Raw genomic sequence first — 22,230 nt, 5'->3', positions numbered from 1 at the left:
GGGGTCCGGGGCATCGCCCCGGATGGGTTCGGGCAATAGCCCGATTACTTCCTCTGACCCTTGATCATGTCCCGGTACCACTTGCCGGAATTCTTCAAGGTGCGCTTCTGGCTGTCGAAATCCACGTGGTAGAGACCGAAGCGCGGGCCATAGCCCGAGCCCCACTCGAAATTGTCGAGCAGCGCCCAGACGAAATAGCCCCGCACGTCGGCGCCTTCGGCCACCGCGTCCAGCATGGCCTGCTGGTATTCGCGGAAATAAGCGAGACGGTGGGTGTCGTCGACCACGCCGTTCTCGTCGGGCGTGTCGCTACCCGCCCCCCCGCCACAGCCGTTCTCGGTGACATAGACCGGCAGGCCGTAACGCCGGGTCAGGGTCAGCAGTTCGTCCTTGAACACCTCGGGGAAGATGGGCCAGCCCACTTCCGGGTGGTTGGCGGATTCGGGCGGCGCCCCCCAGCCATAGCCCCAAGTGGTGGCCGGATCGGCCTTGGCGTAGATAGGGCCGTAATGGTTGAGGCCCATCCAGTCGGTGGGGCGGCAGATCCGCGCCAGATCGCCGGCCTGGACATAGGGCTCCACGTCGCGGGCCATGATCTCGGGATAATGGCCCAGATGCTGCGGGTCGCAGAACACCCCGTTCCAATGGGCGTCGAGCAGGTCGGCCGCCGCCTGGTTCTCGGCCAGCCCGCCTTCGGGCCGCACGATCTGGCGGTTATGGATGGCGCCGATGGACACGTCCTTCACATGATCGCGCAGCACGTCGACGCCCATGCCGTGGGCCAGATTGACGTGGTGGATGGCCTTCATATGGGCGGCCCGGTCGGTCACGCCGGGCGCCGCCCAATCGATGGCGTAGCCGAACATGGTGAACACCGAGAACTCGTTGAAGGTGGCGAAGTGCTTGACCCGGTCGCCGTATCTCTTGGCCGCCAGCACGGCGTAATCGGCGAACCAGCCGGCGCAGTCGCGGTTGGTCCAGCCGCCCAGGTCGTCCAGCGCCTGGGGCAGGTCCCAATGATACAGGCAGACCCAGGGCGTGATCCCCGCCTCCAGCACGCCATCGATCAGCCGGTCATAGAAGTCGAGGCCCTTCTGGTTGACCGGCCCCTTGCCCTTGGGCAGCAGGCGCGGCCAGGCGATGGAGAAGCGATAGGCGTCGACGCCCAAATCCTTGATCAGCCCCACATCCTCGGGCCAGCGGTGATAATGGTCGCAGGCCACGTCGGCATTGGCGCCGGTCCACACGCCGCCTTGCAGACGGCACCGGGTGTCCCAGATGCTGAGGCCGCGCCCATCCTCCTTGGTGGCGCCCTCCACCTGAAAGGCCGAGGTGGACACCCCCCAGACGAAATCCGGCCGCAGGCTGGTGATGTTCTTGTTCCCGGCGCCCATGATCCCCTCCCGGATGGCTGATCTCCGGAAAATCTTCCCACCCCGGCAAGACGCCGTCAAGGTACGGGGCCGTCAGCCCCGCCTCTCTTCTTTTCAAATAAAAAGGAGGTTCGGAGGATTTCCTCTGAGCAGGTCCGGGCAGCAGCCCGGCTTCCTTTACCGTCCCGCCATCACCTCAATGCTGCCGATCATCTTGGTGTGCCCGAGACCGCAATACTCGGCGCACTGGATGCGCACCCGCCCCGAAGACGGCGCGGTCAGGGTCACCACCCGGGCGACGCCGGGGTTCAGCAGCACTTCGGCCTCGCCGATGGCCGCCGAGTGGACGGTGTCCTCGGCCAGCAGGTGCAGACGGTAGGTCTTGCCCGGCTCCAGCTCCAGGGCCGGGCTGAATTCCCAGCGCTTGACCAGCATGGGAATATCCGAGCCGGCCGGCGGATGCACCACGGGAATGCCGTCGATGCTTTGTCCGGTGCCATGGGCGGCCAGCAGGGCCAGATGGCGGCCATGGAACTCGGCCACCTCCGCCCTGTAGGACTCGGCCGGCAGGATATCGAGACCGCCGGTGCGGCCCATCAGCCAGCCCAGGGCGAGGAGCAGGGTGGCGGCCAGCAAGGCGATGGGAGCGAAGCCCTTAAGCATGGTCCTCCTCCCCCCGCTTGAGCAGCCGGGCCAAGGCCATCCACACGAAGATCACGCCCCCCAGCACCGCCAGCCCGGTTCCCATACCGACCACGCCCATGGAGACCTTCTTCCACAAGGTGTCGAGCCCCTGGTCGACGCCGGTGGTCTTGCGCGGCACGCCGGCGGCACCGGCCAAGAAGAAGCCCAGCGCATGGACCAGCTGGCCCCAGCCATAGAGATGGAATTGCAGCCGTACGCCCCGCCCCGTCCCGATCCGGCGCCCCAGGGCCGGCAGCAGGTGCACCAGCACCAGGCCCATCAGGCCCAGTTGCACGCCGCCGATGACGGCGTGGTAGTGGGACGGCGTGCGGGTATCAGCCACGCCGAGAAAGAACCCGGCAAAGCCGCCGATGGCGAAGACGAACAGCGACAGCGCCAGGACAGGAAGGCGGGCGAGCGCCAGTCGCGCGGCCCCCGCGCCAGCTTCCAGGCCAGCCCCATTCCCATAACCAGCGGCGGCAGGGGCAGCCCGACCCAGAGGAGACGGGTGAACACCTGCCGATGCTCCAGCCCCAGCACGTCGCCGCCCACCAGATAAATCAGCGGCGAGACCACGGCGAACAGGGCCAGGGCGGCAAAGCCGGCACGGCCCAGGCCGGACGGCACCGGCCCGGCGCCGAAATGGCTCTCGGACAGGGCCTGCCAGGCGATCATCAGGATCATGGTGTTGACCAGTTGCAGCACATGGCCGCCGCCCCAGAACACCCGCTCGTTGAACAGATCTGAATCGGTCCCCGCCGGAATCAGCGCCCAGGCGATCAGGAAACAGGCCAGGGCGGCCAGATAGGCCAGACCGGCACAGGCGATGCCGAACGGCACCACCCGCTGGCTGCGCAGCACCGGCAGCAGCCGCAGGCAGGCCAGGGCCACGCCGGCGGCGTGCACACCCAGGCCGATATAGAACAGCCTGTGCCCGACCACCGGGACATAATTGTTGAGCGACGGCTCGCCCTGATCGGCCAAAGCCGGAATCAGTAGCAGAGCCACGCCCAGACTGCCGAGCCCCAGGGCGATGCGGCCGAGGACGTCACCCTTGGGACAGGGTGGCGCCGCCATGGCCGACAGCGCCCCCAGGGCAGCCAGGAACCACACCTCGAACGACAGCACCACATGGGTGACCAGGGCGCGGTAGAAGAAGTGCGGCCCCCAGGGCAGCCAATCCTGCACCTTGGGGGTACGCGACAGCCCCAGCGCCAGGGCCAGAAGCCCGGCGATGGCCAGCGAGCCGATGGCCAGCAAGGCCCAGCCGCGCAACTCGGCGCGGCGGGCCGCCGACAATTCCCCCAGCCTCCAGGAATGATCCATTGGTGACGCCTACTTGAACTCGAACTTGCCGTTCTCTTCGTCGAAATCGACCACGAAAACCTGGCGTGGCGCAAGCTCGACGGTCACCTCGGCCACCTGATCGAAGACCTTGGGGTCGTTGCCGTCGCGCATGCGGGCCTGAATCACATGGCGCCCGGCCTTGATTTCCCGCGAGTCGTAGAAGCGCGACCGCCCGTCGCCGGACAGGCCGGCGGGCTTGGCGCTTTGCGAGAAGACCTTCACGCCGTCGATGTCCATCTCCAGCAAGACCGCATTGCGCTCGCGGCCGCAAGACTGCTTGGCCCGCATATTGGGCGGCAGCTTGGCCAGTTCGTCGGCTGAACGCTCCTTGCACTCGCCCATCTTCTGGCCGGCATGAGTCAGCGACAGCTTCAGCAGGGCGTTGGCCGGATCATGGTGGCGGTAGACCGGATTGGAGGCGAAATAGGCGATCATCACGGCGAAGGCGGTATAGGCCACCGCCTGACCGGCAATATGACGGGGCTTGATCATTCCGCCACCCTCCGCTTGGTGGATTCGGGACGTTCCATGGGCGCAAGCTCCTCCAGCGCCACCCGGAAAGCGGCCAGTTCGGCCATCAGGGCCTTGGTCTCGGTGCTGGCGGCCCAGAACAGGCGCACCCGGTCACGCGGCACGGCGCCGCGCAGCTTGGGCACCCGCTCACCGTTCATGCGCAGCTCGGTCCATTCCGGACCCAGGCGATAGAAGCACTCGCCCGGACGGCAGGCGGTGACCAGCACGCCGTCGGCCAGGTCCTTGTTGAACACGTAATCGATCAGCGAGGGCGGCATCATGCCGGTGCAATGGAGCGGCAGAACGCCCACCGACGGCCCCTTGAGGTGATCCAGGACCGCTCCGTGCTCGCAGCCGATGATCAGGACACGGTTCTTGCCCACCAGCCCATGGGTGCGCGCCGACACCCGCTTCACCATCAGGTCGAAGGTGAAATCGGGAATGTCGATGGCGGTCTGGCGGGTCTCGCCCGTATGGGGCAGGAAGGGATTGGTCTTGTTGCACGAGGCCATGCACATGCCGCAGCTGGTGCACAGATCGGGCTGCATCACCGCCAGCTTGGGGCTGGAGTGCAGCCCGTCGGTGCGCGGACGCAGCACCACGGCGCCGAAGGGGCAATCCGAAGCGCAATTGCCGCAGCCGTTGCACAGGTCGGAGGTGACCACGGCGGCGGCCCGGCGCTTGCGGCGGAACGCCATCCACGGCATCAGCGACAGGAACAGCGAGGCGCCGATGGACACCGCCCAGGTGACCAGCGGCCCCTTGGCGTCATACAGCGGATAAAGCGCCATGAAGTACCAGTCGGGGTTCAGGTCGCCGATGGCCTTGCCCAGGTCGGCGGCGGGATGGCTTTGGGCCGGGTGCAGCAGCGACAGCGCCACCAGCATGATCGAGCTGCCAATGACCAGCGGCCGGGGCGGATTGGTGTTGGCGCGGTTGATGCGCAGGATATGCACCCACATGGCCATCAGCAGGAACAGCGGCACGGCGATGTGGATGAAGATCAGCAGGGTGAAGAAACGGTCGGTCAGCGCGCCGGGATTGAGGAAGTTGCGCGCGATGCTCTGTCCGAAGATGCCGAGGAAGTCCATCCACTCGGCGGTGCCGATGGCCAGATACTGGGCCAGTTCATCCCACACCAGCCAATAGCCGGTGATGCCCGAGCTGAACACCATCCAGATCAGCGGCACGCCGGTGAACCAGGCGAACCAGCGGGCGCCGTGATAGCGGTCCAGGCACCATTCGCGCACCAGATGCAGCATCATGGTCAGCACCATGGCATCCGAGCCGTAGCGGTGCAGCGAGCGGATCAGGCCGCCCCAGTACCACTGCTCCCTCGAGATGTACTCGATGGAGTTCCAGGCGCGCACCGCGCTAGTGTCGTAGGGCACGAACAGGTACAGCCCCGACGCGCCGACGATCCAGAAGAAGAACCAGGACATGGCGCCCAGGCAGTACATGGGATTTGATTCCCGGCCCACCAGCATGTCCCAGCCGCTTTCAAGGCGGAAGAGGCCCGCTCTGACGGCGGATTTGATTGGATTAGACAAGGCGATATTTCCTTTTCGTTTCCATTTTTTTCCTCACGCCGACGGCTGGCGCGGCACCCTTTTGCTGTCGCGCCACATGCGGATGGTCATCCAGATGATGGTCAGCACGGCCAGGAAACCCGAGCCGATGGAGAGAAAGATGCCGTAATCGAAGCGATAGGCATCGGAATGAGGGTCGTAGACAGTACAGAAAAAGCGTACCCGGTCGCTGATGGACTGCAGCGAGGTCAGGGCTGCGGTGCGGCCCAGGACCAGGTCCTTCAGCGGCTCGACCAGCAGGGGCAGCTCGAAATTCTCCCCGTAGACCTGGCGGTAGATGCGCCCCTCGCCGTCCAGCACCGTGGTCTGGGCGATGTGGTCGAACCCACGCGACGTGACGTACCAGGTAAAGCCCAGATCGGCCGCCAGCGCCTCCATGGAGGCGGGATTGCCCGCCAGGAAGCTCCAGCCGTCGGCATCGATGCCCTGCTGCTTGGCGTAGACCTTGAGGTTTTCCGGGGTGTCGCGCACGGTGTCGAAACCGATGGACAGCACCTGGAAGCTGTCCTTGCCCAGGGTCTTGCGCGCCCCCGCCACGGCGCGGGCCACGTTCTGGGTGGTCACCGGACAGGTATGGTCGCAGGCGGTGTAGATCATGCTGATGACCAGCGGCTTGCCGCGGTACTGGGCGATATCCACGACCCGGCCGTCCTGGTCCTGCAATTGGTGCGAGCCCACCACGCGGCCCTCGGCGGCGCGGGAACGCTTCAGCGCCTCCTCCGCACTGGCGGAAACGGTGGGAGCCGCGTGGGCCGCGAATCCTCCCGCCAACAGGAGGCCCGACAGGAACAGGACAGTTGCGCATCTCATGGTCAAAGACCTAACCGGCCAGCAACGGCTCCACCATGACGGCGGTCAAGAGCAGCACCAGTTGAATCAACGAGGCAAAGAAGTTGCCCATGGCGGCCTTGCGACCGGGACGCCTGACCAGGGCCACGCTCTTGTAGAGGAACCAGCCCCCGCCCAAGATCGCCGCGCCGAGATAAAGCGGTCCCGCCCCGAAGAACGCCGGCAGCAAGGACGACGCCACCAGGGCGATGGTATTGGCCAGGATGATGCGGTTGGTCTCGGTCTCGGAACACACCACGGGCAGCATGGGAATGCCGGCGGCGGCGTAATCGTCCTTTAGCGCGGTAGCCAGGCTCCAGAAATGGGGCGGCGTCCACAGGAAGAGGACCAGGGCCAGGATCAGGGATTCGGGGCTTAAGGTCGGCACCGCCACGGCGGCCCCGGCCAGCACGGCGAAGCTGCCGGACAGACCACCGATCACGATGTTCCAGGCGGTGCGGCGCTTCAGCCAGACGGTGTAGACGATGCCATAGACGAAGGCACCGAGAAAAACATGCAGCGCCGCCCAGGCATTGGCGGCGAAGGCGGCCAGGGCCACCGCGGCGACGGTCAGCGCCAGCAGCCCCAGGGGCCACAGCGGACCGGCGGCGAACTGGCCGGTGGCGAAGGGACGGTTGCGGGTGCGGTTCATCATGGGATCGATGTCACGCTCCCAATAATGATTGAAGGCGCCGGCGGCGGCGGCCGACAGCAGCACGGCCAGGGCCACGGCCATAACCGGAGCGAAATCGGGAACGGCACCCGGCGTGGCCAGGGCGCCGGCTATGGCCGCCAGGGCGCAGAACACGCCGATGCGCAGCTTGAACACCGATGCCAGGACTTTGAGGTTCGCCGTCATAACCCTCTCCCACCCTTTTCAAAAATCGATTGCCACTGAGGGAAACGGGCGGGACCCGAAAGTCCCGCCCGCCTTTGACCCTTGGACTGGATCAGCTCATGATCCAGGTGCTGGCCAGGTACTTCCAGTTGACGAAGTAGTACAAGACAAACACCGTCAGGAAGAGCAGCGCCAGGGCGAAGGTGCCCGGGACCGCCACATGCTCGGCATTGCCGTAGGACGCCACCGGCGACGGAGCCGGAGCCGGAGCGGCCGGGGCATGCACCACCGGCTTGCCGAACAGCACCGAACCCACGATCACCAGCACGAACAGGGCGCCGCCGACCACCGCGACCACCGCCGCCACGCCGACGATGCCCATCATGAGGAAGGCAGCGGGAGCGTGAGCGAAAGCGTGCGGAGCGTCCGAGAACGCCATGTCCCAGTGACGACGGGACACGCCCAGCGTACCGGCACCCATCATGAACAGGGAGAACACGCCCATGCCCAGGCCGAACAGATACGGCTGGAGCTTGGCCAGGCCCGGCAGGATCAGCTCGCGGCCGAACAGCACCGGGACCAGGAAGTACGTGATCGCCATGAACGCCAGCGTGGTGCCGGCCGCCACGGTCGCGTGGAAGTGGCCGGGCACGTAGATGGTGTTGTGGATCATGATGTTGATCTGTTCCACGCCCATGGTGACACCGGAGATGCCGCCCAGGAAGCCGAACAGGATCAAGGACAGGAACATGCCCGAGAACACCGGATTGCCCCAGGGGGCCTTCCGCAGCCATTCGAACATGCCGTTGTTGAAGCCCTTCCGGCGCTGAGCCGCCTCGATGCAACCCGGGACGGTCAGGCCGTGGATCATCGAGCCCAGCACGGCGAGATACATGCCGTACGAGGTGTTGAAGATCTTATAGGCGGACGACAGGCCGGGCTCCACCAGCAGGTGGTGGGCCGAAGCGATCTGCAGGAAGAAGATGTAGGTCAGGTAAGCGCAGCGGCTGACCTTCTCGGACAGCGGCTTGGCGCCGAACAGGATCGCGGCGATGGCGTACCACACGGCAATGTGGGCGGCCACGTTGATCTGCTGCGACGAGTGCCCCATGCCCCACCACACGACCTTGTACATCAGGGGGTCGATGTGGCTGATCAGCCCGACCGACCACAAGAAGGTGGGGATCAGGATGATGGCGCCGGAGGCGATGGTGTAGATGGCGATGATGCAGGCCACCAGCGCGCCGAAAGTAACCAGCGGGATGGAGCCTTCATAGGTCTTCTCCGCCTTGGCGACCACCAGGGTGCCGAGGAAGATGAAGCAGGCGATCAGGGCACCCACGGCGAACAGGATCAGGCCCACATAAAACAGCGGGTCGGCCTGCATCGGCACGTAGGAGGTCATCATCACGCTGGAATTGCCCTCGAGGACCTTCCAGTTGGTGATGGCGGCACCCAGGACCATCAGGGCGTACGAGACCCAGCCCATCTTGGGCGTGGCGATCCGCGTCTGCAGCAGGATGGACGAAGCGAAATACATCAGGGCAACTTCGAAGAAGATGCACCAGACGATCAGGATGTCGATACCGTGCGCGGTCAGCGCCAGGTAGAACAGGTCGGCCGGCAGCAAGTGCACGGTCGGCCAACGGGTCAGAGCCACGAGCAGGCCGAACAGACCGCCGAGGGCCAGCACCACGATGGCGGTGACCGCGTTGATCTTGATCAGCTTCTCTGCTTCATCATGGATCTTTAGACCCGTGAAGCCGCAGGTTCGAAATACGGGCTTGGCAACCATTTGCGCTCCCCCTCGATTACTTGCCAGCCACGACTCGGATTTTTCCGAGCATGGTGTGGTGGCCGATACCGCAATATTCGTTGCAGATGATGCCGAAATCGCCGCTATCGGTCGGGGTGATGGTCACCACCTCGTCGATGCCGGGATGGACCTGCAGGTTGATGTTGGCGGGCTGCACGGAGAAACCATGCTGCCAGTCCAGCGACGACAGGTGCAGGCGGTAGCTCTTGCCCTTTTCGAGCTCGAGAACCGGATACCATTCCCAAAGGCGGGCCATCATGTACACGTCGGAACCGGCCGGGGGACGAACCACCGGGGTCTTGGCGTGACCTTCTTCGCCAACCTTGAACTTCTCGACGAACGCGTCCACGCGGGCCTGATACACATCCGGCTGGATGCGATAGGCTTCGTTGGACATGTTCTGGGTACCCTTGAGGTGCCACAGCGGCATCATGGCGAACATGATGAGCGCCCAGGTCAGGGCGATGATCACCCAGATGACCTCGGTCTTCTCAACGGGCTCGTTGAACCAGACTTTTTGTTCTGGAGGAGTAATCGACATGTATTATCCCTCCCTTACTTGGCTATCGGCAGCTGGGCGACTTCCATGATCCCCCAGATCGTGTAGGAAACCGTCGGCACTACCACACCGATAAAGAGAAGCAGGAACGGATTGTCCAGGATGCGCTGCATCACCGGAATCTGCTCCTCCTCCTTACCTTCGATTGAATTGGACATCGATCGAACTCCCTTGGCATTTCCGAAATAACTCCGGACGACCGGACCATGACGGTCTCATTACCGAAAGTTCATCTCCGTGACTTTGGTAAAGTCGGGGCGACTCAATCGCTTCAAATGGCTACATTTTTCACGGGAGGATTCGAGCCCGGGCGAGCCGGATCAGATACGGCGCCCGAGATCGTGCAGGGCCCAAAGGCACAGGGTCAGCAGCGCCATGGCGCCCATCTGATGGGCCGAGGCCAGCCATACGGGCACCACCATGACCAGGGTGCCGATGCCGAGCCCGACCTGGAGCAGGGCCATCAGCCCCACCGCGTGAATGGCGGCGGGAGTCTGGGTTCCCAGGCGGGCGCGAGTGCGGAACCAGCCGACCAGGGCCACCACGATGGTGATCTCGGCCAGGGTGCGGTGTCCGAACTGAACGGTCTTGATGTCTTCGAACAGCGAATGGAACCCCTCGGGGAACAGGTCCTTGGGAACGATCGCGCCATCCATCAGCGGCCAGGTATTGTAGATCAGCCCCGCCTTGAGCCCGGCCACCAGCCCGCCGAACAGCAAGGTGACGATGACCAGCCCGGTCAGGCCCAGCATCCACGACCGGACGGCGCCGACGTCGCCATGGGCACGGCGGCGGGTGGAACGGTGGTCGGCCAGGATGTCCAGCGCCAGCCAGAACATCCAGCCATGGATCAGGAACGCCAGGGCCAGATGGGCGGTCAGGCGATAATGGGACACGGCGGGGTTGTCCACCAGCCCACTTTTGACCATGAACCAGCCCATGCCGCCCTGGGCGGCGCCCAGCAGGAACACCCCGGCCAGCCGCGGAACCATGGCCCGGCCGATGCGGCCCGACAGGGCCAGCCACAGGAAAGGCAGGCCGAAGACCACGCCGATCAGGCGGCCCCACACCCGGTGGATGTATTCCAGCCAGAAGATCCCCTTGAACTCGGCCAGACTCATGCCGGCATTGACCTTGATGTATTCGGGGGTCTGCTTGTACTTCTCGAAGAACAGCTGCCAGTCGGTGTCGTTGAGGGGCGGGATGATGCCGCGGATGGGCTCCCACTCCACCATGGACAGGCCGGAATGGGTAAGGCGGGTCAAGCCGCCCAGCAGCACCATCACCGCCACCATGAAGCAGCAGGCCAGCAGCCAGACGGCCACGTCGCGATGAGCCCCGTTGGCGAGGTCCGAGCGGCCAAAGGATCGCGACATGGTGGTCATCTTCCCCCCTCCTTGGATGCTACTTGGCCATCACGGGATGCGACGGCAGGGCCAGCAGCTCGCGGACCACGTCGATGACGCCCGGCCCCGCCCAATCGGCCTCGCCCTCCATGCGGGCGGTTTCCTCGCCCTTGGCATTGACCAGCAGGGCGGTGGGCATGCCGCGCACCTTCAGCACCTTGGACACCGAACCGTCGGGATCGAGAATCATCGGCATGTCGGCGATGCCCCGCTCCTCCAGGAACTTCTTGGCCACCGGAGCGCCTTCCTTGTCGACATTGACGGTCAGCACCTGGATGCCCGCCGCCTCGGCAATGGGCTTGAACTTGGCGAACAGCGGCAGCTCGCGCACGCAGGGAATGCACCAGGTGGCCCAGAAGTTGACCACGGTGGGCTTGGTGATCCGCGACAGGAACGGCACGGTCACGCCGGCCATGTCGGTGGTCATGGGGTTGTCCAGCGGGATGGCGTAGTCCGGCCGCCGCATGGATTCCTTCACCAGGATGGGAGTGGGCTGCGGCTTGCGGATCTGGATCGCCGTACCAGCCACCATGGCGATGATCAGTGACAGGGCCACCAGAATGAGAATGCGGTCGGACATGGTTTCCCTTCCAAAAGATTGCCCGGAGTAGACCATGCCGACGGTGGGGATGAACTTGCTTTTGGTCAAGCCTCCCCCCCATCCTCGGCGGGAAGTCAATCCACCAGGATGGGGTCGGGAATGGTGGCCACCGCCCGGCGGCGGAAGGTCATCTGGGCCGGCGCGGCCAGGGCGGCCAGGGGATTGTCCTCGTCGGTCAACACCCCCGCCCCCGCCACCAGGGCCGAGGCGGCATCGACCAGTTGCAGCGAGCGCAGCGATTCCCGCATCTGCGCCGCCATGGCCGGCGGCGCCCCACTCGCCTCGACGGCCATTTCGGCGAGACGGTTGAGGTCCCCCGGCCGGCGGGCGGCGAACAGAAAGGCGTTGGTGATGGGGCGCGACGGCGGATGGGCCTGCTCGACGAAGGCCACCCGGCCGAACACCCGGACCAGGGTGGCGAGCATGGCCCGGTTGGGCTCGGCATGCTCGGCGTCGAGGAAGCTGTTGATGGCTACCACGCCGCCCTCGGCCAGGCAGGAATGCACATCGGTAAAGAATTCACGGGTCATCAGATGCTCGGGCATGCCGTCGCCGGAAAACAGGTCGACGAAGACCAGGTCGTAATGGCCGGAGCAGCCGCGCACCTGAGTGCGGGCATCGGCGAAGACCAGGGTGGTGGCAGGACCTGGGCGATAGCCGAAATGGTCGCGCGCCGCCTCGAAGGCGCGATGATTGATCTCCACCACCTCCACCCGGGCGCCCCTGGCCTCGAAGGCGGCGGGGATCACTCCGGCGCCCAGCCCGAGAACCAGGACCTTGCGCGGCCTGGGCACCAGATGGACTGCCCCGGCTTCGAGGAAATGGGTGAATTGCAGGGCCGAACGCCCCTGGGCGTCGAAGCCGTTCTGGGCCAGCCCGTCGTTGAGCAGCATCCGCCAGGACCCGTCCCCCTGCCCCACATCGACCACCTTCAGCACCCCGAAGGCCGAGGGATAGGCCGCCAGGGTGATCCAGGGACGATCGGCGCCGTCACGGACCATGCGGCCATCACGCCCGGCGGGATCGGCCACGCCCAGGACCAGGGCGGCGACCAGCCCGGCCAGCCCCAGGACCAGCACCGGCCCCCGCCGCCCTCCCAAGGCGGCCAGCAGGCTCAGCGTGCCGGCAATGACCAGGATGGAATGCCGCCCGCTGAGATGGGGAATCATGGCGAAGGCCGCCACCAGCACGCCAGCCACCGAGCCCATGGTGCTGATGAAGAATACCCAGCCGGCGCCGGCATCGGCCTCGCCATGCTGGGGGCGTTCGAGGGCCACCAGCAGCGGATTCAGCGCCGACAGCAGGATCAGGGGCACGGCAAGGATCAGCAGCGAGGCGAGAAAGGCGCCCCCCACCAGGCTGAGCGAGGCCAGCGGCCCCAGGCAGACGGGATAGAGCAGGACGGCGGCCACCAGCCAGAGGCCGGACAGCGCCGGGCTGAGATAATAGGCGGCGCGGAGGGATTGCGCCGACCGCCCCCGGCAAAAGACGCCGCCGTAGAAATAGCCCAGCGCCAGACAGAGCAGGGTCACCGACAGAATGCCGGTCCAGATCAGCAGGCTGACCCCGAAGAATGGCGTCATCACCCGGGACGCGATCAGTTGCAGGCACAGAGTCGCCGCCCCTGTGATCACGATGGTCGCCCGCGCCATGCTCCCCCTCCCCGCCGTTCAAGGCCGGCGGGACTATGGCAAATCGAAGGGCAACAAACCACCCTTGCGGCCGGGCAAAGCCATCCTAAATCATTTTCGCCGGATGCCTCTGAAGGGTCCGGACCGGTCCAAGGGATGGACCGAACAGTGACATTGCTTCGCAAAGGAGGATGTAACCATGTTGACCTACGACTTCGCCCCCCTGCTGCGCACCGCCATCGGCTTCGAGCGCCTGGCCCGCCAGGCCGAGGCAGCCGCCCGCCTCGACGACGCCGCGGCGTATCCCCCCTATGACATCGAGGCCGCGGGGGAAGACCATTACCGCATCACCCTGGCCGTGGCCGGGTTCTCGTCGGGCGAACTGGAGATCGAAGCCCAGGACAGCACCCTGACGGTGACCGGCAAGAAGGCGGACAGGGAGGGGCAGGCCCAGTACCTGCACAAGGGTATCGCCTCGCGCGGCTTCAGCCGCCGTTTCTCCCTGGCCGATCACGTGCGGGTGACCGGGGCCAACCTGGCGGACGGCCTGCTCACCATCGATCTGGTGCGCGAGATTCCCGAGGCCATGAAGCCCCGGCGGGTCGAGATCAAGGGCGAGGCTCCCACCAGCCTGTTCGCCAAGGCCAAGAAGCTGATCGAAGGCCCCGGCGGCCGGAAGGACGCGGCGTAACCGCCGCCTTTGGAAAGGTTGGGCACTTCGGTGCCCAACCGACCTGCTGCAACCATCCATCGTCAACCATGCGCATCTACCCCAAACCCATGATATAGTCCCTCCACGACGAGTGGGGACCACCATGGGACGCTTCCTGAACGCCACCGCCTCGCTTCTGGCCGCTGTCTGGCTGGCATCTCCGCTGCCGGGACAGGCGGAGTCCGCCCTACGCTTCTCCACCGGAATGATCGAGCCCTGGACCAATGGGGCGGGTACCGGCTTTCATCAGCTTCTCATCCGCGACGTGCTGGCCAAGCTGGGCAAGACGGCGGAGCTGGAGGTGATTCCGGCGTCGTCACGCGCCATCAAGCTGGCCGACGATGGAACCATTGACGGGCTGACAGGGCGGGTTGCCGGGCTGGAGAAGGAATATCCCAACCTGATCGCCGTCCCCGAGCGGATGTTCGTCAACGATTTCGTGGCCTGCACCTCGCCCGGCGGCAAGCTTCCGGCCAACTGGGCGGAGACCCGACCGCTCTCCGTCGCCTACGTCATCGGCTGGCAGATTTTCGAACATAATCTGCCGCCGGTGCGCGAACTGACCACCGTGAAGGATTCGGCGCAACTGCTGAGCCTGCTCAACGCCGGCCGGGCCGAGCTGATCCTGCACGAGCGCTGGCAGATCCTGTGGCTGGCCCGCCAGATGAACGTTCCGCTGACCTGCGCCGAGCCGCCGCTGGCCAAGGTGCCCATGTTCATCTATCTCAACCGCCGCCATGCCGATCTGGCGCCCGCCATGGCCGAAGCGCTGCGGCGGATGAAAGCCGACGGCTCCTACGAGACCATTGCCCGCAAAGTCTTCGGAGGACTCGGCTCCTCGGTGACGGAGATGAAATGACCTTTGCCAGCGCCCTGGCCCGCCGAGGCAGCGTCGCCCATCGCCTGATCATCCGTCTAGGCGTGACGGGCCTTGCCGTAGCGCTCCTCATCGCGGCCGGGCTGGTCACCGCCGATTACCAGATCACCCTCCAGCGGACGGACGAGCGCTTCCACCAGATCGAGGCGGGCTATCTGGCCAGCGTGACGGAAAACGTCTGGCTGCAGGATGGCGAGCGCCTGGGCCAACTGGTGGCCGGCATTCGCCAGACGCCCTATGTCCAGCTCGTCCGCGTCACCGACGAGACCGGAGCCGTCCTGGTTGCGGATGGCCCCGGCGGCGACGGCGAGATGATCACCAGACGCTATCCCCTGGCGCGGGTCTATTACGGCAAGGAACTGCGCATCGGCTTGCTGGAGGTCTCGGTGAGCCAACGCCTGCTTCTGCGGCCCGTCCTCCACCGGGCCGGATTGCTGCTCCTGGCCAACATCATCCTGATGGCGGGAATTCTTGCCGCCCTTTACTGGCAGGTCTACCGGCTGATCGCTCAGCCGCTTGCCCAAATGGCCGCCCATGTGCGCCACATGAACCTGGACCGGGCCGATTGGGAAATGCAACTGGTCTCTCCCCACGACGAGTTGAAGGACCTGGCGGCGGCCTATGCCGAGATGCGCCAAGCCATCGATCAGGGCTATCACGCCCTGCGGTCCAGAGAGGAACATCTGCGCATTGTATTTGACAACTCGCCCGTTTCCCTTTGGGAAGAGGATTTTTCCAGGGTCAAGCGAGAGGTGGACGCCCTGCGCGGGTCCATGGATCTGGAAATCGAGGTCTATCTGGAGGCCCATCCGGACTTCGTCGTCCGCTGCGCCGCCCTGGTGGAGGTGGTCAACGTCAACGCCGCCACCCTGGCTCTGCACAATGCCCCCAGCCGGGCGGCGCTGCTCGGCAACCTGCAAAAAACATTCACCACCGCGTCATTCCACACCTTTCGCCGCCAGATCGTCGCCATATGGAAGGGCGAGACCGAACTGTCCGTGGAAGGCGAGGTCAAGACCCTCAGCGGTGACCGGCGCCAGGTCATGCTCCACTGGCGCGTTCCCCCCGGCCATGAAGGCTGTCTCGACCGGGTGTTGGTGGCGCTGGAAAACATTACCGAGCGCAAAGCGGCCGAGCAGGCCCTGGCTGCCTCGCTGGAAAAGCTGGTCCGTACCAACCAGGAACTGGAGAGGTTGACCGAGATCACCGCCCACGACCTGCAGGAACCGGCACGCGGCATCGTCAGCTTCAGCCAGTTACTCGAGCGCCGCATCGGCCCGACGCTGGACGCCGACACGAGCGATTTGCTGGGCTACCTGACCAATGCCGGCCGGCGGATGCAAGATCAGGTCCGCGGCCTTCTCGCCTATGCCCAGGTCGCACCGCTGGATTCCCCCGTCGAGCCGCAAAGCCTGGATGCGGCTCTGCATGGAGCATGTGAAGCCTTGGCCGATCCGATCGGACAATGCGGCGCCGTCGTTGAGGCGGAGCCGCTGCCCCGGGTGATGGGCAACGAGGCCCTTCTTATCGACCTTTTCATCCGGTTGATCGACAATGCCCTGAAGTTTGCGCGCGCCGAGGCGCCACCGCGCATCACCATTACGGCGAGCGTCAGCGACACCATGGTCACCGTCGCCGTGGCGGATCACGGCATCGGTATCCTGCCCTCCTATGCCGACGATGTTTTCCAGGTGTTCCGGCGGCTCCATGGCCCCGACCACTTCCCTGGCGTGGGGATCGGCCTGGCCATCTGCCGTAAGATCGTCGAGCGCCTGGGCGGCAACATCTGGATCGACACTACGGTCACCGAAGGTTGCACCGTTCGCTTCAGCCTGCCGCCTGCCCCATAGAAAAAAGGGCACCACCCGACGGATGGCGCCCTTCGACATCAATGGACGAAATTTTACAGCCCCCAGCCGTTGGCCTGTTCCCGCGCCGAAAGCGAGAAGGCCTTGTCGATATAGCGCAGCAGATCGGCGACGCTCTCGTCGACGCTTTTTCCTTCCGTGGCCAGGGTCAGCTCCGGCAGGGCCGGTGCCTCGTAGGCCGAGGACACTCCGGTGAAATAGCTGATCTCGCCGGAGCGGGCCTTCTTGTACAGGCCCTTGGGATCACGGCGTTCGCACTCGTTGAGGCCGGTGGCCACGTGCACTTCGTGGAAGGCGTCGGGATTGATGGCGCGTACCTTCTCGCGGTCAGCGCGGAAGGGGGAGATGAACGAGGTCACCACCACCATGCCGGCGTCGGCGAACAGATGGGCCACCTCGCCCACCCGGCGGATGTTCTCGGCACGGTCGGCATCGGAAAAGCCCAGGTCGCCGCACAGGCCGGTGCGCACGTTGTCGCCGTCCAGGACGGTGACCTGCCAGCCCTTGAGGAACAGTTGCCGCTCCACCTCCATGGCGATGGTCGACTTGCCGGCGCCCGACAGGCCGGTCAGCCACACCACGCCGCCACGATGGCCGTTGGCGATAGAGCGGGTCTCGGCATCGACCTTATGGGGGACTTCGGTGACATGGGTGGAGCGATTGCGGGCGTCCTCGGACGAGGCCTCGGCGATAACGCCGCCCCCGACGATGTCGTAGCCCTCGACCAGCACGAAGCGGCCCAGGCGAGGATTATCGATGAACGAATCATGGGCGATGGGCGACTTGCCCCGGAAGACCACCTCGGCCACGGCATTGCGCGCCACCTCGGTTCCCTGATGGTTGGCCAGATCCTCGACGTCGATGACCCGTTCGATGGCCACCACGTCGACCACATGCTCGGCGGTGGCCAGCTTCAGCTTGTAACGCGAGCCCACCTTCAGCGGCCCCCGGCCCAGCCAGAAGACTCGGGCCTTCAGGTCGTGGGACTGATGGGGGACGTGGTGCTCCAGGCTGGCGACGTTGCCGCGCTCGACGAAGATCTGCTCATCGAGGGTGATGCCCACCGACTGGCCGGCGCCGGCCGACACCGCCGCCGCCACGTTGCCCCAGGTCTCGATGGTCGCCACCTTGGCCATCTTGCCCGACGGTGCGAAGACCAGGGTGTCGCCCACTTTGAGCCGGCCGGATTCGATGCGCCCGGCGATGATGCGGCGCTCGTCAAACTTGTAAACATCCTGGACCGGAAAGCGCAGCGCCAGATCGGTGGCGGGCTTGGCCGGCTCGAACATATCCAGCGCGCCCAGCACGCTGGGGCCCTGGTACCAGGGGGTCTCGACGGATTTTGTGGCGATGTTGGCGCCGGAACGGGCCGCCACCGGGACGACATAGGTGGGCTCGACGCCGATGGAGTTGAGATAGGCGACGATCTCGGCCTTCACTTCCTCGAAGCGGCTTTCCGAGAAGTTCACCAGATCCATCTTGTTGACCGCCACGGCGATCTGGCGCAGGCCGAGCAGATGCAGCAGGTAGCCGTGGCGACGCGACTGCTCCTGCACGCCTTCATGGGCGTCGATGACCAGTACGGCAGCCTCGGCCGAGGCGGCGCCCGACACCATGTTCTTGAGGAATTCCTTGTGGCCGGGAGCGTCGATGATGACGTAGGGCCGGGCCTCGGTCTTGAAGCGAATCTGGGCGGTATCGATGGTGATGCCCTGGTCGCGTTCGGCCTGCAGCGCGTCCATGACGAAGGCCCATTCGAAGGGCATGCCGCGCTTGTCGCAGACTTCCCGGAGGTACTCGACCTTGCCCTCGGGCAGAGCGCCGGTCTCGTTGAGAATGCGGCCCACCAGGGTGGACTTGCCGTGGTCCACATGACCGACGACGACGATCTTCATGGGAGAGGCGGTGTGGGACACGGAGACCTCGGGGATGGCTTTAAGGGCGGTTGCGGTATTGCTCATGATGGTCGGGTCCCTTGCTCACATATAGCCGCCGGCGCGAAGACGCTCGAAAGCGTCCTCGGATTCCTTGTCCTGGGCACGGCCCGAGCGCTCGGAAATCTTGGTGGTTTCCAGTTCCTCGATGATCTCGGCCACCGTCGAGGCGGTCGACGCCACCGAACCGGTGCAGGGCGCGCAGCCCAGGCTGCGGTAACGCCGGCCGTTCTTGGCGAAATAGAGATCGACCATGGGGATGTTCTCGCGCTCGATGTAGCGCCAGACGTCCAGTTCGGACCACGCCAGCAGCGGATGGATGCGCAGATGGGTGCCGGGGGCAAAGTCGGTCTTGAACTGGTCCCAGAATTCGGGCGGCTGGTCCTTGAAGTCCCACTCGGCCGATTGGTTGCGCGGGCTGAACACCCGCTCCTTGGCGCGGGTCCCTTCCTCATCGCGGCGGATGCCGGCGATGACGCCGGTGAAGCCGTGCTGGGCGAGCAGCGCCTTCAGCCCTTCGGTCTTCAGCGCGGTGCAACACTCGACGCGGCCCTTGTGCGGCCCCATGCCGGCGGCCAGCGCCTCGGTGTTTTCGCCGACGATCAGCGGCAGGTTCCATTCCTTGGCGACCCGGTCGCGGAACTCGATCATCTCGGGGATCTTGTTGTGGGTGTCCACGTGCAGCACCGGGAACGGCACATGGCCGAAGAACGCCTTGCGGGCCAGCCACAGCATGACGTTGGAATCCTTGCCGATCGACCACAGCATGGCGATCTTGTCGAGGCGGTTGAAGGCCTCGCGCAGGATGTAGATGGATTGGCTCTCCAAGGCGTCGAGATCGTTCATGATCATCTCTTTATTGTCTTTCCGCGTTCAGATTCCCGAGCCATCACGGCCCAGGGACATGGTGTGAATGCCGCATTCGCTCTTGCCCTTGCCGGCCCACCGCCCGGCCCGGGGAGACTGGCCGGCTTCCACCGGGCGAGTGCACGGCCAGCAGCCGATGGAGCGGTAACTCTGCGCCACCAGCGGGTGGCGCGGCAGGTTGCGGCGGATGAAATGCGCCTCGATCTCCTCGGCACTCCACTTGGCCAGGGGGCTGACCTTGAGAACGCCGCCGCCGCCGGACAGAGTGGCAAGACCCTCCCGCTCGGCGCCATGGGCCCGCTTGCGGCCATCCACCAGGGCGCCGTACCCCGCCACGGCGCGGGCCAGAGGCCGCACCTTGCGCAGTTCGCAACAGCGGTCTTCGTCGGTCCGCCACAGCTCCTCGGCATCCCTCAGTTCCGCCTTGGTGGGGCGAACAACGATCACATTGGTCAAGCCCAGGTGACACTCTAGCTGAGTGCGATAGGCGATGGTCTCATCAAACAACTCGTCGGTGTCGAGGAAAATCACCGGCAGACCGGGATCGACTTCGGCCACCAGGTCGAGCAACACCGCCGATTCCGCCCCGAAGGACGACGTCACGGCAATGTGCCCGGCCAGTTCGCCGTCAACCAGGGCGGCCAGCAAATCCTTGCCCTCCAGATGGCCGTAATCGCGGATCAGGCGTTCGACATCCACGGACATCAGGCCACCACCGCCAGGATGGAGGCCAGATCGCCCACCTCGGCCACCACCGCGGCCTTGGGCCGGGTGATCAACACGCCCACGGTATCGATGAAGTAGGCCACGGCCTCGCGGTAGGTCACCGCCTCGCCGGTCACCAGGGCCGAGGTGCGCTCGGCCAGCACGGATTCGAAGGCGTTGACCGCCTCGATGGTCGCCGCCTTGGACGAGCGGAACAGGGCGAACACCCCCTCGGCATCCTGCTCGTCCTCGGTCACCACGCCGTAACCGGCCAGCAGCAGACGCAGGGCATAGACGGTGGCTTCCTCGCCCGCCTTCAGGGCCTCGGGCCAGCGGCCGCTGCTCAGAAAGCGGTCCAGGTTGATCAGGCCGTCATCGGCCAGATCGGTGTAATAGGTGGTGCTGACCTGGGGAGCGGCGCATTCGCCCTTGGCCTTGGGCGGCCCCACGAAAATATCGGCATCGCCCCAATCGGTGAACAGATCTTCGCCCTCTCCGGCCGCCAGCGGCTTGAGAACCTCGGCGATGCCGTCCTTGCCCAGACGCTCGGCCCAGGCCCGCACGCTCTCGCCCTGGGCGCGGGCGCCCTGGATTTCCTGGCGCAGCAGGGCCACGGCCCGGTTGGCCAAGCGGGCGGGAACGATGGGGCCTTCCAGCCCGACCTGACCGGAATAGGCATCACCGCCGAAATGCAGCTGGTAATGGGGCGCGGGCTTGCCGTCGATCTTCTTGCCCATGCCGTGCAGGCCGATATCGGCCACGTGGTGCAGGCCGCATGAGTTCTGGCAGCCCGACACATGCACCGAAACACCCTTGGCATCGGCCTGTCCGCGGGCTTCCTTCTCCACCTGGAGGCCGAAGCTCTGGGAATTGGTGATGCCAATGCGGCAGGTGGTGGTGCCGGGGCACGACACCACGTCGGGGACATCCTCGGCCGCCGCAGGAATATCAAAACCGATGGACCGCACGGCTTTGGTCACCTCCTCGACCTTGTCCCGGGCCACATCCAGCAGAGCCAGCTTCTGGTCGCGGGTGGTGGACAGACGACTGACGCCCGCCGCCACGGCGATATCGTGCAGCGCGTCCAGCTGATCCGAGTCAATAATGCCCAACGGCACGTAAATAACCAGCGCAACCTTGCCATCGTGACCGGGAACCACGCCGGCCGGCGTGCGGGCCACCGGCGCCTCCACCGGATTGCGCCAGGCCAGCGGCTGCCAGGGGCGCTGGGGCAGGTTCTTCAGGCGGTCGAACTCCTCCTGGAACAGGGAGGTGAACTTTTCGGGGCCAAAGCGCCGCAGCACGAACTTCAGGCGAGCCAAAGCGCGGTCGCGGCGATTGGAATAGCGCTGGTGAATGCGGGCGGTGGCCTCGATGACCGTGGGCAGATCCTCTTCGATGACGAAGGGCAGAACCTCCACTGCCATGATAGGCTGGCCGCCAAGACCGCCGCCAGCCAGGACCTTGAAACCCTTCTTGCCGCCCTTCTCGACGGCGACGAAGCCCAGGTCGTGAATGGGCGAAGCGCCGCAATCGGTGGCACAGCCCGACACGGTGAACTTCATCTTGCGCGGCATATGCTGGACCAGGGGATGACGCATCCAGGTGCGCGCCAACTGCTCGGCCACCTTGCCGGCATCCACCAGCTCGCGGCCACAGGCCCCGGCCAGAGCGCAGGAGGTCATGTTGCGCAAGGTGTTGCCGCAGGCTTCGCGGGTGGTGATGCCGCCGGCGGCCAGAACCTCCAGCATATCGGCGCTACGCTCCAACGGGATATAGTACAGTTGGAAATCCTGCCGCGTGGTGATGTGAGCCGGTCCCTTGGCGAAGTCGCGGTTGACGCGGGCCAGGGTCTTCAACCACGGGGTCGGCACGATGCCGCCGGGGATCTTGATGCGAACCATCTGGACACCGGGCTGCTTCTGGCCGTAAACGCCATAGCGCAGGCGAAAGGCGGTGAAGCGCTCCGCATCCCACTCGCCACTCTGGTGGCGCTCAAGACCCTGCCGGTATTCCGCCAGGTCGGAAGAGCGAACCAGCGGCTCGATGGCGGAGAGGTCGACGTGGGATGCGTCCTTCATG

General features: G+C 65.4%; 21 protein-coding genes. 3 read left to right on the top strand and 18 right to left on the bottom strand.

Features of this window, described 5'->3' with window-relative positions; genetic code table 11:
• Positions 1–44: 44 nt before the first annotated feature.
• The 14 genes from AMB_RS11280 to AMB_RS11220 all read right to left on the bottom strand — a co-directional run bounded on the left by AMB_RS11280 (position 45) and on the right by AMB_RS11220 (position 13,206).
• Complete coding sequence (locus tag AMB_RS11280; protein ID WP_050750700.1) at positions 45–1,394, bottom strand: GH1 family beta-glucosidase; 1,350 nt, start codon at positions 1,392–1,394, stop codon at positions 45–47.
• Positions 1,395–1,550: 156 nt separating this feature from the next.
• Positions 1,551–2,036 carry a Heme/copper-type cytochrome/quinol oxidase gene (locus tag AMB_RS11275; protein ID WP_011384627.1) on the bottom strand — a complete coding sequence of 162 codons (486 nt, stop codon included), beginning with the start codon at positions 2,034–2,036 and terminating at the stop codon, positions 1,551–1,553.
• On the bottom strand, positions 2,029–2,400 hold the full coding sequence (locus AMB_RS11270; protein WP_148207395.1) for a cbb3-type cytochrome c oxidase subunit I: 372 nt from the start codon (positions 2,398–2,400) through the stop codon (positions 2,029–2,031). Before AMB_RS11270 ends, AMB_RS11275 begins: the two co-directional genes overlap by 8 nt.
• Entirely contained in the window at positions 2,337–3,383 is a 1,047-nt protein-coding gene (locus AMB_RS11265; RefSeq protein WP_011384625.1) for a hypothetical protein, read from the bottom strand. Before AMB_RS11265 ends, AMB_RS11270 begins: the two co-directional genes overlap by 64 nt.
• A gap of 9 nt (positions 3,384–3,392) precedes the next feature.
• Positions 3,393–3,896 (bottom strand): hypothetical protein, encoded by a 504-nt coding sequence (locus AMB_RS11260; RefSeq protein WP_011384624.1) that lies wholly within the window; start codon positions 3,894–3,896, stop codon positions 3,393–3,395.
• The gene (locus AMB_RS11255; RefSeq protein WP_011384623.1) at positions 3,893–5,467 is read right to left on the bottom strand and encodes a hydrogenase iron-sulfur subunit; all 1,575 of its coding nucleotides are present in this window, start codon (positions 5,465–5,467) and stop codon (positions 3,893–3,895) included. Before AMB_RS11255 ends, AMB_RS11260 begins: the two co-directional genes overlap by 4 nt.
• A gap of 33 nt (positions 5,468–5,500) precedes the next feature.
• Complete coding sequence (locus AMB_RS11250) at positions 5,501–6,316, bottom strand: SCO family protein (RefSeq protein ID WP_011384622.1); 816 nt, start codon at positions 6,314–6,316, stop codon at positions 5,501–5,503.
• A gap of 10 nt (positions 6,317–6,326) precedes the next feature.
• A complete protein-coding gene (gene cyoE / locus AMB_RS11245) occupies positions 6,327–7,193 on the bottom strand; it encodes a heme o synthase (RefSeq protein ID WP_011384621.1) in 867 nt (288 codons plus the stop codon).
• A gap of 91 nt (positions 7,194–7,284) precedes the next feature.
• Positions 7,285–8,967, bottom strand: a complete 1,683-nt coding sequence (locus AMB_RS11240) for a cbb3-type cytochrome c oxidase subunit I (protein ID WP_011384620.1) — start codon at positions 8,965–8,967, stop codon at positions 7,285–7,287.
• 16 nt (positions 8,968–8,983) lie between these two features.
• Positions 8,984–9,529, bottom strand: coding sequence for a cytochrome c oxidase subunit II (locus tag AMB_RS11235; protein WP_011384619.1), 546 nt, complete (start codon positions 9,527–9,529; stop codon positions 8,984–8,986).
• 14 nt (positions 9,530–9,543) lie between these two features.
• The gene (locus tag AMB_RS25955) at positions 9,544–9,705 is read right to left on the bottom strand and encodes a hypothetical protein (RefSeq protein ID WP_011384618.1); all 162 of its coding nucleotides are present in this window, start codon (positions 9,703–9,705) and stop codon (positions 9,544–9,546) included.
• Between the two features lie 162 nt (positions 9,706–9,867).
• Entirely contained in the window at positions 9,868–10,932 is a 1,065-nt protein-coding gene (locus tag AMB_RS11230) for a COX15/CtaA family protein (RefSeq protein WP_011384617.1), read from the bottom strand.
• A gap of 19 nt (positions 10,933–10,951) precedes the next feature.
• A complete protein-coding gene (locus tag AMB_RS11225; protein ID WP_011384616.1) occupies positions 10,952–11,533 on the bottom strand; it encodes a TlpA family protein disulfide reductase in 582 nt (193 codons plus the stop codon).
• A gap of 95 nt (positions 11,534–11,628) precedes the next feature.
• The gene (locus AMB_RS11220; protein WP_043744265.1) at positions 11,629–13,206 is read right to left on the bottom strand and encodes a fused MFS/spermidine synthase; all 1,578 of its coding nucleotides are present in this window, start codon (positions 13,204–13,206) and stop codon (positions 11,629–11,631) included.
• A gap of 178 nt (positions 13,207–13,384) precedes the next feature.
• Here AMB_RS11220 and AMB_RS11215 point away from each other — a divergent pair, with 178 nt between their 5' ends.
• The 3 genes from AMB_RS11215 to AMB_RS11205 all read left to right on the top strand — a co-directional run bounded on the left by AMB_RS11215 (position 13,385) and on the right by AMB_RS11205 (position 16,624).
• Positions 13,385–13,876, top strand: a complete 492-nt coding sequence (locus tag AMB_RS11215; protein ID WP_011384613.1) for an Hsp20 family protein — start codon at positions 13,385–13,387, stop codon at positions 13,874–13,876.
• Positions 13,877–14,000: 124 nt separating this feature from the next.
• Positions 14,001–14,756, top strand: a complete 756-nt coding sequence (locus AMB_RS11210) for a substrate-binding periplasmic protein (RefSeq protein WP_011384612.1) — start codon at positions 14,001–14,003, stop codon at positions 14,754–14,756.
• The gene (locus AMB_RS11205; protein ID WP_011384611.1) at positions 14,753–16,624 is read left to right on the top strand and encodes an ATP-binding protein; all 1,872 of its coding nucleotides are present in this window, start codon (positions 14,753–14,755) and stop codon (positions 16,622–16,624) included. The genes AMB_RS11210 and AMB_RS11205 overlap by 4 nt, the downstream gene beginning before the upstream one ends.
• 53 nt (positions 16,625–16,677) lie before the next feature.
• Here AMB_RS11205 and cysC read toward each other — a convergent pair whose 3' ends face one another.
• The 4 genes from cysC to AMB_RS11185 are packed head-to-tail and all read right to left on the bottom strand — an operon-like array spanning position 16,678 to position 22,229.
• Entirely contained in the window at positions 16,678–18,603 is a 1,926-nt protein-coding gene (gene cysC, locus AMB_RS11200) for an adenylyl-sulfate kinase (protein ID WP_011384610.1), read from the bottom strand.
• Between the two features lie 18 nt (positions 18,604–18,621).
• Positions 18,622–19,422 carry a sulfate adenylyltransferase subunit CysD gene (cysD, locus tag AMB_RS11195; protein ID WP_043746568.1) on the bottom strand — a complete coding sequence of 267 codons (801 nt, stop codon included), beginning with the start codon at positions 19,420–19,422 and terminating at the stop codon, positions 18,622–18,624.
• Between the two features lie 27 nt (positions 19,423–19,449).
• Positions 19,450–20,148 (bottom strand): phosphoadenylyl-sulfate reductase, encoded by a 699-nt coding sequence (locus AMB_RS11190; RefSeq protein ID WP_011384608.1) that lies wholly within the window; start codon positions 20,146–20,148, stop codon positions 19,450–19,452.
• On the bottom strand, positions 20,148–22,229 hold the full coding sequence (locus AMB_RS11185) for a nitrite/sulfite reductase (protein ID WP_011384607.1): 2,082 nt from the start codon (positions 22,227–22,229) through the stop codon (positions 20,148–20,150). Before AMB_RS11185 ends, AMB_RS11190 begins: the two co-directional genes overlap by 1 nt.
• Position 22,230 lies beyond the last annotated feature (1 nt).

The sequence above is a fragment of the Paramagnetospirillum magneticum AMB-1 genome (assembly GCF_000009985.1).
In the GTDB taxonomy this organism is placed as follows: domain Bacteria; phylum Pseudomonadota; class Alphaproteobacteria; order Rhodospirillales; family Magnetospirillaceae; genus Phaeospirillum; species Phaeospirillum magneticum.
This window is presented reverse-complemented; position numbering and strand designations above follow the sequence as displayed.

Bases quoted from the DNA above. Each gene is read 5' to 3' on its own strand.
- AMB_RS11280 (WP_050750700.1), bottom strand. From the start codon at position 1,394: ATGGGCGCCGGGAACAAGAACATCACCAGCCTGCGGCCGGATTTCGTC.
- AMB_RS11275 (WP_011384627.1), bottom strand. From the start codon at position 2,036: ATGCTTAAGGGCTTCGCTCCCATCGCCTTGCTGGCCGCCACCCTGCTC.
- AMB_RS11265 (WP_011384625.1), bottom strand. From the start codon at position 3,383: ATGGATCATTCCTGGAGGCTGGGGGAATTGTCGGCGGCCCGCCGCGCC.
- AMB_RS11260 (WP_011384624.1), bottom strand. From the start codon at position 3,896: ATGATCAAGCCCCGTCATATTGCCGGTCAGGCGGTGGCCTATACCGCC.
- AMB_RS11250 (WP_011384622.1), bottom strand. From the start codon at position 6,316: ATGAGATGCGCAACTGTCCTGTTCCTGTCGGGCCTCCTGTTGGCGGGA.
- cyoE (WP_011384621.1), bottom strand. From the start codon at position 7,193: ATGACGGCGAACCTCAAAGTCCTGGCATCGGTGTTCAAGCTGCGCATC.
- AMB_RS11240 (WP_011384620.1), bottom strand. From the start codon at position 8,967: ATGGTTGCCAAGCCCGTATTTCGAACCTGCGGCTTCACGGGTCTAAAG.
- AMB_RS11235 (WP_011384619.1), bottom strand. From the start codon at position 9,529: ATGTCGATTACTCCTCCAGAACAAAAAGTCTGGTTCAACGAGCCCGTT.
- AMB_RS25955 (WP_011384618.1), bottom strand. From the start codon at position 9,705: ATGTCCAATTCAATCGAAGGTAAGGAGGAGGAGCAGATTCCGGTGATG.
- AMB_RS11230 (WP_011384617.1), bottom strand. From the start codon at position 10,932: ATGACCACCATGTCGCGATCCTTTGGCCGCTCGGACCTCGCCAACGGG.
- AMB_RS11225 (WP_011384616.1), bottom strand. From the start codon at position 11,533: ATGTCCGACCGCATTCTCATTCTGGTGGCCCTGTCACTGATCATCGCC.
- AMB_RS11220 (WP_043744265.1), bottom strand. From the start codon at position 13,206: ATGGCGCGGGCGACCATCGTGATCACAGGGGCGGCGACTCTGTGCCTG.
- AMB_RS11215 (WP_011384613.1), top strand. From the start codon at position 13,385: ATGTTGACCTACGACTTCGCCCCCCTGCTGCGCACCGCCATCGGCTTC.
- AMB_RS11210 (WP_011384612.1), top strand. From the start codon at position 14,001: ATGGGACGCTTCCTGAACGCCACCGCCTCGCTTCTGGCCGCTGTCTGG.
- AMB_RS11205 (WP_011384611.1), top strand. From the start codon at position 14,753: ATGACCTTTGCCAGCGCCCTGGCCCGCCGAGGCAGCGTCGCCCATCGC.
- cysC (WP_011384610.1), bottom strand. From the start codon at position 18,603: ATGAGCAATACCGCAACCGCCCTTAAAGCCATCCCCGAGGTCTCCGTG.
- cysD (WP_043746568.1), bottom strand. From the start codon at position 19,422: ATGAACGATCTCGACGCCTTGGAGAGCCAATCCATCTACATCCTGCGC.
- AMB_RS11190 (WP_011384608.1), bottom strand. From the start codon at position 20,148: ATGTCCGTGGATGTCGAACGCCTGATCCGCGATTACGGCCATCTGGAG.
- AMB_RS11185 (WP_011384607.1), bottom strand. From the start codon at position 22,229: ATGAAGGACGCATCCCACGTCGACCTCTCCGCCATCGAGCCGCTGGTT.